The following is a 13,420-nucleotide window of genomic DNA, read 5'->3' as shown; positions in this document are numbered from 1 at the left end:
GAAAAAATTATAAGTACTAAAACAAAGTAATTACAAAAGCAAAGCTAAATTTTGCATTTTATATTTAGAAAAGGTTTAGTTTTATTATAGAAGAAATAAATACGAAAAGGGATTAATGAGTATTGCAGAAATTGACTTACACTCCTCGCTAAAAAAATACTTTGGTTTTTCTGGGTTTAAGGGTCTACAGGAAGAAGTTATTAAAAATGTAGTAACTGGTAACAACACTTTTGTGATAATGCCAACAGGTGGCGGAAAATCACTCTGTTACCAGCTACCAGCTTTAATAAAAGATGGGACAGCAATTGTGGTATCTCCACTTATTGCTTTAATGAAAAATCAGGTGGATGCTATACGAGCAGTATCTGAAAATGATGGAGTAGCGCACGTTTTAAATTCATCTTTGAATAAAACTGAGGTGAAACGTGTAAAAGACGACATTATCAACGGTGTTACAAAACTTTTGTATGTAGCACCAGAATCGTTAACTAAGGATGAATATGTAGATTTTTTGAAATCACAAAAAATCTCGTTTATGGCTGTAGACGAAGCACACTGTATTAGTGAATGGGGACATGATTTTAGACCAGAATACAGAAACCTAAGGCAAATTATAAAGCGCATAGGAAACGATATTCCAATTATTGGGCTTACAGCAACAGCAACTCCAAAAGTTCAGGAAGATATCCTGAAGAGTTTAGGGATGACAGATGCTGTAACCTTTAAAGCATCCTTTAACAGACCAAACTTATTTTACGAAGTACGTCCTAAGACCAAAAACGTTGATGCTGACATCATTCGATTTATCAAACAAAACCAAGGTAAATCTGGTATTATATATTGTCTAAGTAGAAAACGTGTTGAGGAACTAGCACAAGTACTTCAGGTTAATGGTATTAACGCTGTACCATATCATGCAGGATTGGATGCCAAAACCAGAGTAAAACATCAGGACATGTTCTTAATGGAGGATGCCGATGTGGTTGTAGCAACCATTGCTTTTGGTATGGGAATAGACAAACCAGATGTACGTTATGTAATTCACCACGATATTCCAAAAAGTATAGAAAGTTATTATCAGGAAACTGGTAGAGCAGGACGCGATGGTGGTGAAGGCCATTGTTTGGCATTCTATGCCTATAAGGACATTGAAAAGCTTGAGAAATTTATGTCTGGTAAGCCTGTAGCAGAGCAAGAAATTGGTCATGCGTTGTTACAAGAGGTTGTAGCTTTTGCAGAAACCTCAATGTCTAGACGAAAGTTCATTCTTCATTATTTTGGTGAAGAGTTTGATAATGAGACTGGAGAAGGTGGTGATATGGACGATAATGTTCGTAATCCTAAAAAGCAGATAGAGGCTCAAGACGATGTAAAAATACTTTTAGACACCGTAAAAAAAACCAACGAAAAGTACAAGGCAAAAGACTTAGTACGAGTGATTATAGGGAAATCCAATGCCTTGATTTCATCTCACAAAACAGATACACAACCGTTTTTTGGAGTAGGTAAGGATAAGGAAGACCGTTATTGGATGGCACTGATACGTCAAGTTATTGTGGCTGGACTCCTAAAGAAAGATATAGAAACCTATGGTGTATTGCGACTAAGTGATATAGGTAAAGACTTCTTAAAGAATCCTCAATCGTTTATGATGGCAGAAGACCATGTGTATGATGATGAGGCTAGTGATGGTATTGTTACCGACTCTAAAGGTGGTGGTGCTGTAGCTGACGAAAAGTTAATGAGCATGCTTAAGGATTTGCGCAAACGCAACGCTAAAAAATTAGGAGTGCCACCATTTGTAATTTTCCAAGATCCTTCCTTAGAAGATATGGCATTAAAATATCCTATAAGCATAGATGAGTTGTCAAATGTACATGGAGTGGGTGAGAGCAAAGCCAAAAAGTACGGTAAGGATTTTGTAAACCTCATAGCTGATTATGTTGAGGAGAACGATATCATGCGACCAGATGATATGATCGTAAAATCTACAGGCTCTAACTCCGCACTTAAACTCTACATCATCCAAAATGTAGATAGAAAGTTACCTTTAGATGATATCGCCTCTGCAAAGGGTATGGAAATGCCAGAGTTTATTAGCGAAATGGAATCTATTGTGTATTCTGGCACCAAGTTAAATATCGATTATTGGATAGATGAAATCTTGGACGAAGACCAGCAAGAAGAAATCCACGACTATTTTATGGACTCTGAAAGCGATAAAATCTCTGATGCTATTGAAGAATTTGATGGAGACTATGAGGATGAAGAATTACGCTTGTATCGTATTAAGTTTATTAGCGAAGTAGCGAATTAGGCAATAGAAATTTTTAAAAATAATAAAGTTCCTTTTATCCCATGAATTTTATGTGATAAGAGGGATTTTTATAATAATATAAGTAGTTGTAAGTAATTTATGAAAAAACCTTCCGAAATAAAGTTAAAGTTAATAATTGGATTATTTATAGTTCCTCTATGCCTAATCGGACAGAACTCGAATTGGTTCGAATTCGAACTTGAAAATATTAAAATTGATTTTCCTTCAGAAGAAGTTTATCAGTTGGATACAATTATGAAAGGCATTAGACTTAATCAATTATATACAACAGTTGGAAACTCAACTCTAATAATCCAAAAATTACCAGCCGAAAGCAATACAAGGGATAAAAACCTTTCCTCACTACCATATAATTACGAATCGCTAATAGAATATTACGATGGAGTAATTGATGGAGCAAAGAATAGTTCTAAAGCCGAAAAAGTAAAAAAGGAGGAAATTAAACTTGGCGAATTGATTGGGTATAAGTCTATCATATATAATGACATTGAAAAACCAATAATGGAATCAAGGACATTTTTAGCGGGCAAAGATTTAATAATGTTATCGATATATAATCCAGAGAAAGAATTAACCGAACTTAAAGAAACCTTTTTTAATTCAGTAAATCTTGATGGATTAAATTCTTTGGAGCAATACACAGGAAAATCAACAGCTTACAGGCAAGGTTATGTATTTGGGAAATTGATTTTTTATGTGATGTTGGGAGTTGGAATATTTTTCTTGATAAGAGCATTAAGAAAGAAAAAATAAACTACTTACAACAACGGCTATAGTTCATTACGGCTGAAATTCCTAATCGGAATTTCGAGCCTTTTTGCTAAATTTATGGTTACGGCGGAATGATACTCGCATACCATTCCGTAACGAAACCATAGCCAAAACCGTTATGCTTCATTGTAACCAACAACTAACCCATGATAAAGTTCTTTAGACAGATTCGCCAAAACTTACTTATTGAAAATAAAACCGGAAGGTATTTTAAATATGCACTAGGTGAAATTATCCTTGTGGTCATTGGTATTTTAATAGCGCTACAGATCAATAATTGGAACGAGGAAAGAAAAGCCAATATATTAGAGAATAAAGCACTTTTAGCCCTAAAGAATGAATTTAATCAAAATATCGAGAGATTTCATTTTATAATGAAAGAGCGAGATTCTGGCCAAGTAGTTTTAAGAACTTATTTTGATATTATTACAAACGACACGATTCCTATTGAAAAAAAGGCACAAGCAAATAAAGGAGCCTATTTTGGAGGAAATTGGGGTGCCCAAAATACCGTTTTAAACGGGTTGGTAAATTCTGGCGCCATTGATAATATTAAAAACGATTCCTTAAAAATACTGCTGACCTCATGGCCAAACCTAGTACAAAACTGGAATTCTGAAGAGGTAAAATTGGAAAAGCTGATACAAAAAATGAATGATTATAAAAGAACCAAAATACGACAAGGAATTCCTAAACCATTAAATGAAAAAAAAGGGTACATTTATAAGGAAACAATTGAACAATTTTACTCAAGAATGGCATTAATCGTTAACGATTTGGAATACCAAAATTTCGTTGCATCTGAGATTCAAAATTTACATCACCAGTCTATTGTTGGCGGTAGACTTATTCGAAACTATGAGCAAATAATCTCTGCATTGAATATTGAGCTAAAAAATAGGAATATAAACTAACGTTTTAAATAACATAATAAATATATACAGCACCAATAAAGAAAACGAAAGCAAAACAATGATAAAATTCTTTAGAAAAATTCGCCAAAACTTGCTTTCCGAAGGAAAAACAGGAAAGTATTTTAAATATGCCATTGGAGAAATTGTACTTGTGGTTATAGGTATTTTAATTGCATTATCTATTAATAATTGGAACGAGGAAAAAAAGGGAAAAAAAGAATTAAATCAATATTTATCCAGTCTAAAAGAAAACATAAGAGAAGATATTCAGGTATTAGATTCCCTCATTAAAAGAAGAGAAATTATAATAAATCACAGTAAAAAAGAACAGCTTAATTTTTTAAATAAAACATTCTATTTTGATGATACACGTTACGCATTATCATCTTATATAGACTTTTATCTTCAACCCAATACCAGTGCATATGATGCTTTAAAAAATTCACCGTATCTAGGAAAAATAAATGGTACTAACCTAAACAATTTAATTATTGATTATTATGCTAAAACGTACCAAATAAGAGAAGCAGAAAAAAGTTTTAATGAATTTTTAGAAAATTTAGAAGCCAAACAGGCATATGATATTGATAGATCATTGTTGATGGCATATATTTATATGGATCCTGAACAATTAAAAAGCACCAAAACGACTCAAGAAGAAATTGAAAATGTATTCAAAAAGATGCATCATTCTGTGGCATTTAGAAATATTGTGAGTCAAGCAGTAAATCAGGAAAAGAGTATCTTAAGACCCTATAAAGAAGCAAAATTAATTGGATTGAATATAATTTCTGAAATAGATAAAATTGTAGAAGTTAAATAAAAGTCTTTATTAAAATTATTTAAAAAAATAACGAAAGCACAACACCGAGTATAGTTAATGCGGTAGATGATTAAGAAGAAGAGTTTTTCTTACTTTTAATCCAAACAATAAAACTGAAAAAACACGACGGCTCAGCTGTCGCGCTTTTTCGCCAACGGAATTTTCGCCAGCCAAAGAGACCGGCTCACCCAAACGCAGAGCGCTCGGCTGATTTTCCGCAACGAAACCATATTCAAACACGTTGGCAATAATTTATTAAACCTGAATCTAAATGAACTTTTATGAATTAATATATCTGAACCTTTACTTATCTTTTTCAAGAACGAACAAATCCATACCAGAATGGTCAACTTTATTTTGCCTGTCTTCTCTATTTATATGCAATTTACTTTCGATATTAACTTTATTGAATATTGAAATAAAAGGTCTAGAAAAAAATCAAGCACTTATTATTTCGGGAGTTATTTTCGGAATTCATTATTTATACTTTCAAAAAGGAAATAGAATAATAAGAAAGATAACCGAATTAAAAACAAAAGTAAATTGGAGAATTAGGGCGCTAACTATTATTTACGTTTATGGAACAATCTCATTATTTTGTTTTTTATCAAATAGTGGTCTAAAATACTATCTGATGTTAGTTGGTACGATAACAGCTATTGCCATTTTAGGTAATTATGTTTTTGGAAAACGAAATGAACAGTTTGATTAAAAAAAACTATTGCCAACAAAGACGTGTATAACTCATTGCGGCTGAATTCCTAATCAAATCCAATGCTATTCACTATCTTTAGTTAATTAATCTTAAAAACAAATAAAAGGCAATAATTTTAATCTAAAATGAAAAAACTTGTTCTAATACTAATCTTTGTCTTGCCAATTTTTGCTTTTGCAGAATACAATGGTGTACACGCAAAGTTTAAAATAGAACTAAGAAGCGGGCATCAAATAACTGGCTATAAATATATTGCTAACGGTAACAATACGCTCCAGTACAAAGAACAACTTGAAAATGACCCTAAATCTTTTCTGTTTAATCAATTTACCTACGAACCTGGTGAATATGGCTGTTACACAGAACGTTTAGAGTATCCTTACGAAGAAAAAACACTCTACAAACTGACCAATCCTGTTGAAATTAAAATAGATGAAATTAAAACAATAGAAATCATTGATTTAATTACGGCATCTTACGCCATTCAAATTGTAGGAGATTATAACACTAGTGACCAGAGTTGGATGAAGTCAACACCTATTGCAAGCTATTCAGACTTTGAAGAAATGTGTACCTACGACACGTTTATTCACGCATCAGATAATATTTCTAAAGAAATACGAGACAAGATTACACAAATTATAAAAGATGCTGAGTCTAAGATAAAAGAGAAAGAGACTGAATTGGATATCCAAGAAGAAAGTGATGGATTTGATGCAAAAATTCAAGAGATTTTTAAAGAAAGGAATTCCAAAATATTAGAATTGTTAAAAGAGCATAGCCAATTAAAAACTGTTACTGTAAGTATATGTACGTGTTAGTGAAAAATGGTTATCAATAAACTCTATAGTTCACTATGGTTTAATACTTTTAACTAGAAGTTCCCTTTTTTTATATGCCAAAATTCTCATTCAACCATATCGCACTTTCAGTAAAAGACGTCAATCAATCCGTAGCGTTTTATCAAGAGGTATTTCAGTTAAAAGAAATTAAAAACACCGCTTCAAACTCTAAAACCAGATGGTTACAACTTACGGAGAATACACAACTTCACTTAATTCCAAGGCCTAATGCGGAGATAAAGGTTAATAAAGCAGTTCATTTTGCTTTAGCAACAATACATTTCGAGGAATTTAAAAATCGCTTAGGGACCTTAAATATTGACTATTCCGATTGGAAAGACACGCCTAATAAAGATTATGTTAGAGATGATGGTGTAAAACAGATTTACTTTCAAGATCCAAATGGCTATTGGATAGAAATTAATGATGATGTTTAATCTGTTATAGGTGATTCTGTTTGCTTTTTAGAATCATGCTTGGTAAATAAAAGTTCATGCTTTTTAACCTTCAATATAATTTCAGACAACGTAGCGTTTTGCAACTTTTTAATATCACTTTCTTCAATCTGAAAATCAATATTAGTCACATAGCGTCCTTTGACTTCAGTATGATGCGATTCAAACTCAAGCGAATCTGAATTTAGGGTCAGTTTGAAGTCTTCACCTTTAAACATTAATTGGGCGCCATTTTTACATTTCACGTTTAGCGTACCCACAACCACAGTCTGAAAAAACAAGTAACCGCCTAATTCATTCATTCCAGAAAAAAGGACATTACTGTCAGAAATACCATATGGTTCAAGTTCTACAGAGGCAATAATGGCATCAATAGTATCTTCATTAGTTTCAGTTTTATTGAATAGTTTTGAAAGTGAAAAACCCATAAAATTAAATTTTGGCAAAACTAAACAAAAAATTCTGTTATAATGAGTGATAAAGTTTGTCACTTCGAGTGGATTTTTCAATTGAAATGAGAAAAATTTGTATCGAGAAGTAGGATCTTTATCATAAAAAGTTCTCGATACGATTTGCTAGAAACTCGCAAATCACTCGAACTGACGATGTTCTAATTGATTTCTTACTGCTTTAAATCATCAATCTAAATTCGTAAATCGTAAATCATTGACTATCTTTGCAGCCTTAAACAAAAGAAAATACAATGCAAGACGGATTATACGCAAAATTCAACACCTCAAAAGGAGAAATCTTAGTCAATTTAGAATTCGAAAAAACACCAGGTACAGTAGGTAACTTTGTAGCCTTAGCAGAAGGAAATTTAGAAAATTCAGCAAAGCCACAAGGTACACCATATTATGATGGTTTAAACTTTCATAGAGTTATACCAGATTTTATGATACAAGGTGGTTGTCCGCTTGGCACAGGTACTGGAAGTCCTGGTTATAAGTTTGATGATGAGATTCATCCAGATTTAAAACACGATGCGCCAGGTAAATTATCTATGGCCAATGCTGGTCCTGGTACTAATGGAAGTCAGTTCTTTATTACCCATGTTGAAACCCCTTGGTTAGATGGAAAGCATACTGTGTTTGGTAATGTTGTAGAAGGGCAAGATGTTGTTGATGCTGTTGCGCAAGGTGATAAAATTGAAAAATTAGAAATCGTAAGAGTAGGTGATGCAGCTAAAAAGTTTAATGCCATTGAAGCCTTTAGAACGTTTGAAGGTGCTCGCGAAAAGCGTATAGCTGCAGAACGCGAAGCTGCAAGAGCTGAGTTGGATAAATTAGCTGCTGGTTTTGAAGAGACTGCTTCAGGATTACGTTATAAAATTATTCAAAAAGGAAACGGTAAGAAAGCCGAAAAGGGGAACATGGTATCTGTACACTATAAGGGTCAGTTAGCAGATGGAACTGTGTTCGATTCGTCTTACAAAAGAAACTCACCGTTAGATTTTCAAGTTGGTGTTGGTCAGGTCATTCCTGGTTGGGATGAAGGGATCTGCTTACTAAATGTAGGTGATAAGGCTCGTTTGGTAATTCCTAGCGACTTAGCTTATGGAGCTGCTGGTGCAGGAGGTGTTATTCCACCAAACGCTACATTGGTTTTTGATGTAGAATTAATGGATACAAAATAAGTAGGATTCCAATTTTTATTAAGCTTGCGAATTAAAAATTGTGAATATCGCTTATGCCGAACTTGATTCGGCATCTCAAATCGTAACAAATTTTAAATAAAATCGTCTCACTTTTAGTGAGACTTTTTTATTTTCAACAAATCAATCATCCAATCAAAATGAAATCGAAAGCCATTACCGTTTTAATAATATTAGCATTTATTAGTTTCAGTTGCTCAAAATCAGTTGAATATTCTGAGGAATTCAAAAACCAAACTTCAGGCAAGTATCTTTACAATCCAGATGAATTAATCTTAGTGTACTACGAAGGAAACAAGCTAAAATTGAATTGGAAAGGAGGAGATATGATTCCTGTTGCATTAGCTGAAAATGAATTTTTTGTCCCAGATATGTACAAAAAGTTTCATTTTGTAAAGCATCCAGAAACAAGCAAGCAGTATTTGTCGGCAATAAATGAAGAAACAAATGAGGTAACTTACGATTACCTTAAAGTAGATAATAATTATAAAACCCCAAGTCAGTATTTAGAAGTTGGCAATTACGATAAGGCGCTCGAAGGTTTTTTGGAAATTAAAAAACAAGATTCAACAAGTTCTTATATAAATGAATGGGATTTTAATAGAAAAGGTTATCAGTATCTAAACAAAAAGGAATATGAAAAAGCGATTGGTATTTTTCAGTTAAACGCCAAATTACATCCTGACAGTAACAATGTTTATGATAGTTTAGCAGATGCGTATTTAAGAAGTGGCGACAGTTTGCAGGCTTACACCAATTATAAAATAGCCTTAGACATGAATCCACGAAACTCTCGTGCTGAGCGCTACGTGAAGGCGTATAAAGCTAAACATTAAAACTTTGTTACAATCTTAAAGTAAACGCGCCATAAGTCTTATCTTCGCTAGAGCTTAAATTCTATTAATGACAAATTACAATTATATCATTTTAGGTGCTGGTGCCTCTGGTCTTATGTTGGCATATCGCATGGCATCAGATGTGTTTTTTGATGATAAATCAATTTTAATTATAGATAAGGAAAAGCAAAAAGGCAACGATAGAACTTGGTGTTTTTGGGAAAAAGACAAAGGGGAATGGGATGATATACTTACCAAAACATGGGCGAAAATTTTCTTCGGTAGTAATACTTATTCAGAGCAAATAGATATTTCACCGTATCAATATAAAATGATACGAAGTGAAAACTTTTATAATTCACTTTGGAAAAAGATTGAAGGTAAATCTAATTTCACGTTTATAAATGATGAGGTTTTCAACTTTACGGAGTTAAAACAAAATGTGCAAGTTATCACCAAAAACGGGAGTTATGTAACTTCCAAGGTTTTTAACAGCCTACATAATACAAACTTCTATGATACACAAAAAAAGTATCCTGTACTTCAGCAGCATTTTGTGGGTTGGTTTGTAAAAACAGAGGAAGAGATTTTTGACGATTCTGTAGCAACTTTTATGGACTTTACGGTGCCTCAAAATAGTAATACACGTTTTATGTACATATTGCCCTTAGATAAAAAAACAGCATTATTTGAGTATACCTTGTTTTCTAAAGATTTGCTTCAACACATTGAATATGAAGATGCTATTTCGGATTACCTAAAGCAAAAAAGCATATCTGATTTTGAAATTATAGAAAAAGAGAAAGGGTCTATTCCAATGACAGCTTTTAAGTTTTCTCAACTTAACTCAAAACATATTCTAAATATTGGTACGGCAGGTGGTTGGACTAAAGCGAGTACTGGATATACGTTTAGAAGTACAGTTAAAAAAACGAAAGCACTTGTTAGCTTTCTAAAATCGGAAACAGATCTCAGTAAATTTCATAAAAAATCAAAATTTTGGTTTTACGATTTAATTTTTTTAGATGTTTTGGCCAATCATAACGAAGAAGGGTCAGCTCTGTTTGCATCTATGTTTAGAAAGGCAGATGTCAAAACTATTTTCAGGTTTTTAGATGAAGAATCTACACTTTTAGAGGATTTAAAAATAATACTATCCGTTCCGCCAAAACGATTTATTCAAGCGTTTTTTAAACGCTTATTTTAACCTTCAGCATAAACTTGCCCACGATGCGGTTTTAATGCATCTCTCAAAGGTTTCATTTCAGATTCATCAACAACTATAAAGGCTATGCTATGCATCTCGCTCAAAGTTTCGACACCAGTAATAGTGATGTCTAAATTGTTCTTCACAATATATTCCTTAAGATGAATTAAATGATGTTCTGCAGTTTTTTGGCTAGCAGGACCTCTAAAATCCCAGATTAACTTTAATTTACGCATTAGAAACAGAGGTGCCTTTTTCGGCAAAGTTTTTAAAATTAGTCATGTATTTTTTTGTCTGTTTCTTAAAGGCACCAGGCATTAGAAACAACATGGCGTTCATCATAAAGTTAGTGGGTTGAAATTCGTTTTTACTTATCCATTTGGTATGACCTTTGGGTGTGCTTTCAAAATAATTTTGTTGAATATTTCTAACGCCCTTTGTAGTATACGTAGCGTGAAACTCGTTTGGAAAGTCTTGCTTGGTAATGGTTTCTATTAGTTCCATATTACGTTTGCCAAAATCGTAGTTTAGTTTCATTTTAGCGCCAAACTCACCTGGAGTTCCAGAAATGTGTTCGGCACTAACCAGCCCTTCTTGCCAATGTTTCATGTTTTCGGCAGAGTCCATTTTTTTGGCTACTTCATGTAGTGGCTTTTCAATTATGATTTCGGTTGTATATTTCATTTAGGATTTACAATAATTTTAAAGATATACAAAAGCTTCGATACTAAGTTCAGTTTATCGACGTTCCAACCTATTTAGAAGTTTAATCACCTTTTAGCAGGTGCTGTCATTAATAAATTAAGATGATGTAGCAACTTGTAAAATAAGTGATTTATGTTATTTTTGCTGAACCTCTAGATTGAGGCATTTGTATAACGCAATTGATAAGATTTAACTAAGAAAACATAATGAATATGAAACCTAAATTTAAATGCTTACTCTTAGTAATATTAGCACTAAACTTATCATTCGCTCAAGAAAAGGATGAAGTGTTGCTAACAGTTGATGGTGAACCAGTAATGACTTCAGAATTTTTAAGGGTTTACAATAAGAATTTAGATTTAGTAAAAGACGAAAGTCAAAAAGATGTAGACGGATACTTAAAATTATTTACTGAGTACCAGTTAAAGCTAAAGGAGGCCAAACGTCTTAAGTTGGATGAAGATACTAAGTATCAACGTGAGTTTTTAAGGTATAAGAATCAGTTAACGAAAAACTACCTTTCTGAGAATAAAGTAACAGATGCGTTAGTGAAGGAGGCCTATGAGCGTAATAGTTTTGATATAAGTGCATCACATGTGTTGGTGCGATTAGATGCCAATGCAAAGGATACGATTGATGCTTACAATCAGGTTTTGAAATTGAGAGAGCGAGTGCTAAAGGAAGGCTTTGATACTGTAAAATCAGCTATGCATAATGGACAAACCATTTTCTTGGAAGATTTAGGTTATTTCTCAGCATTTAAAATGGTCTACGATTTTGAAACTGCAGCATATAACACACCAAAAGGCGAAATTTCTATGCCTTTTAGAACGCAGTTTGGTTACCATGTAGTAAAAGTTAACGATAAGCGTCCATCTAGAGGAACTATTACGGCTGCACATATTATGGTAGCGTTACAGCAAAAGGATACGCTTTTAAATCCTGAAGTTCGTATCAATGATATTTATAAAAAATTACAGCAAGGAGAGAAGTTTGAGTCTTTGGCAAAGCAATTTTCAGACGATAAGAGTTCTGCCAGAAATGGTGGAAATTTATCACCATTTAAAAGCGGCCAGTTAAGTTCAACGATTTTTGAAGATTATGCGTTTGCTTTAAAAAATGATGGAGATGTAAGTAAACCTTTCAAATCAGAATATGGTTGGCATATTGTAAAGCGCCTAAGTCTAGAGCCAATTCAGTCCTTTGAAGAATTAAGACCAACAATAGAGTCTAAAGTTAAGAGAGATTCTAGATCTCAACTTATTAATGAAGCCATGGTTGATGAGTTAAAGAAACGTTATGAAATTTCGTATAATGATGATGCTAAGCCATATTTCGAATCGCTTTTAGATGATGGATACTTTACACGTTCTTGGAGGTTGCCAGAAGATTTTGAAAAGGAAAGAACAGTTTTTACCATTGGTAACCGTTCATTTACATACGATGAATTTGGCAGTCACCTTGTGTCTGCACAACTTACTTATGCTAACAAAAAAGGTGATTTTTCTGTAATTATAAACAAGGAATTTGATAAGTTTTTTGAAAGCTCTATTCTTCAATATAGAGAAGATAATTTAGAGTTTGAGAATGAAGATTTTGCAAATATCCTTAAGGAATATAGGGATGGATTGTTGCTTTTTGATTTGATGGAAAAGGAAATTTGGAACAAAGCTTCTAAAGACAGTACAGGTTTGGAAGCATATTATCAAAAGCACAAGACTAAATACCTATGGGATGACCGTGTGGAGGTGCTAATAGCAACTTCAGCCGACGAAGATTATGCAAAAAAAGCCCTAAAAATGATGAAAAACGGAAAGTCTGAAGCTAATATAAAAGAGACTTTGGATACAGATTCCAAAAAGAATATCATTTTTACCAAGGGTATTTTCAATGTAGATGATCCTAAGCTTCCTAGTAATCTAGAAGTAAAACAAGGAGTTTCAAAAATATATACACATAACGATGCGTTTCATGTTATAGACATTAAATCAGTATTGCCTGCAGGAAATAAAACCTTACAAGAAGCTAAGGGTAATGTTATTAATGATTATCAAACAGAAATTGAAGCTAACTGGATTGATAGTCTTCATAAACGCTTTAAGGTTGAGGTTAACGAAAATGCTTTGGAAAAAGTAAAAACAAAAATTAATAATCAATAAA

14 protein-coding genes are annotated in these 13,420 nt (G+C 33.0%); 11 read left to right on the top strand and 3 right to left on the bottom strand.

Features of this window, described 5'->3' with window-relative positions; all coding sequences use genetic code 11:
• Positions 1-115 precede the first annotated feature (115 nt).
• From recQ to ACPX19_RS00340, 7 genes are all read left to right on the top strand, one after another.
• A complete protein-coding gene (gene recQ, locus ACPX19_RS00370; RefSeq protein ID WP_426430835.1) occupies positions 116-2,317 on the top strand; it encodes a DNA helicase RecQ in 2,202 nt (733 codons plus the stop codon).
• A gap of 99 nt (positions 2,318-2,416) precedes the next feature.
• Positions 2,417-3,091 carry a hypothetical protein gene (locus ACPX19_RS00365; RefSeq protein ID WP_426430834.1) on the top strand — a complete coding sequence of 225 codons (675 nt, stop codon included), beginning with the start codon at positions 2,417-2,419 and terminating at the stop codon, positions 3,089-3,091.
• A gap of 164 nt (positions 3,092-3,255) precedes the next feature.
• Positions 3,256-4,023 (top strand): DUF6090 family protein, encoded by a 768-nt coding sequence (locus ACPX19_RS00360; protein WP_426430833.1) that lies wholly within the window; start codon positions 3,256-3,258, stop codon positions 4,021-4,023.
• Between the two features lie 58 nt (positions 4,024-4,081).
• On the top strand, positions 4,082-4,846 hold the full coding sequence (locus ACPX19_RS00355) for a DUF6090 family protein (RefSeq protein ID WP_426430832.1): 765 nt from the start codon (positions 4,082-4,084) through the stop codon (positions 4,844-4,846).
• 406 nt (positions 4,847-5,252) lie between these two features.
• Positions 5,253-5,558 (top strand): hypothetical protein, encoded by a 306-nt coding sequence (locus tag ACPX19_RS00350; RefSeq protein ID WP_426430831.1) that lies wholly within the window; start codon positions 5,253-5,255, stop codon positions 5,556-5,558.
• Between the two features lie 128 nt (positions 5,559-5,686).
• A complete protein-coding gene (locus tag ACPX19_RS00345) occupies positions 5,687-6,382 on the top strand; it encodes a hypothetical protein (RefSeq protein WP_426430830.1) in 696 nt (231 codons plus the stop codon).
• A 74-nt stretch (positions 6,383-6,456) separates the two neighbouring features.
• On the top strand, positions 6,457-6,840 hold the full coding sequence (locus tag ACPX19_RS00340) for a VOC family protein (protein ID WP_426430829.1): 384 nt from the start codon (positions 6,457-6,459) through the stop codon (positions 6,838-6,840).
• Here ACPX19_RS00340 and ACPX19_RS00335 read toward each other — a convergent pair.
• Entirely contained in the window at positions 6,837-7,286 is a 450-nt protein-coding gene (locus tag ACPX19_RS00335; RefSeq protein ID WP_426430828.1) for a hypothetical protein, read from the bottom strand. The two genes, ACPX19_RS00340 and ACPX19_RS00335, sit on opposite strands and share 4 nt — an antisense overlap.
• 275 nt (positions 7,287-7,561) lie before the next feature.
• On the opposite strand from ACPX19_RS00335, the gene ACPX19_RS00330 reads away from it, so the two are divergent.
• The 3 genes from ACPX19_RS00330 (at position 7,562) to ACPX19_RS00320 (ending at position 10,555) form a co-directional block, all read left to right on the top strand.
• Positions 7,562-8,494 (top strand): peptidylprolyl isomerase, encoded by a 933-nt coding sequence (locus tag ACPX19_RS00330; protein WP_426430827.1) that lies wholly within the window; start codon positions 7,562-7,564, stop codon positions 8,492-8,494.
• 158 nt (positions 8,495-8,652) lie between these two features.
• A complete protein-coding gene (locus tag ACPX19_RS00325; RefSeq protein WP_426430826.1) occupies positions 8,653-9,348 on the top strand; it encodes a tetratricopeptide repeat protein in 696 nt (231 codons plus the stop codon).
• Between the two features lie 67 nt (positions 9,349-9,415).
• Positions 9,416-10,555, top strand: a complete 1,140-nt coding sequence (locus tag ACPX19_RS00320; protein ID WP_426430825.1) for a lycopene cyclase family protein — start codon at positions 9,416-9,418, stop codon at positions 10,553-10,555.
• On the opposite strand, the gene ACPX19_RS00315 is transcribed toward ACPX19_RS00320, so the two are convergent.
• A complete protein-coding gene (locus ACPX19_RS00315; RefSeq protein ID WP_426430824.1) occupies positions 10,552-10,791 on the bottom strand; it encodes a hypothetical protein in 240 nt (79 codons plus the stop codon). The genes ACPX19_RS00320 and ACPX19_RS00315 overlap by 4 nt on opposite strands.
• A complete protein-coding gene (locus tag ACPX19_RS00310; RefSeq protein WP_426430823.1) occupies positions 10,784-11,239 on the bottom strand; it encodes an SRPBCC family protein in 456 nt (151 codons plus the stop codon). Before ACPX19_RS00310 ends, ACPX19_RS00315 begins: the two co-directional genes overlap by 8 nt.
• 233 nt (positions 11,240-11,472) lie before the next feature.
• Between ACPX19_RS00310 and ACPX19_RS00305 the strand changes: the two genes are divergently transcribed.
• Entirely contained in the window at positions 11,473-13,419 is a 1,947-nt protein-coding gene (locus tag ACPX19_RS00305) for a peptidylprolyl isomerase (RefSeq protein ID WP_426430822.1), read from the top strand.
• Position 13,420 lies beyond the last annotated feature (1 nt).

Source organism: Winogradskyella sp. HB-48 (genome assembly GCF_049942685.1).
Lineage (GTDB): Bacteria > Bacteroidota > Bacteroidia > Flavobacteriales > Flavobacteriaceae > Winogradskyella.
This window is presented reverse-complemented; position numbering and strand designations above follow the sequence as displayed.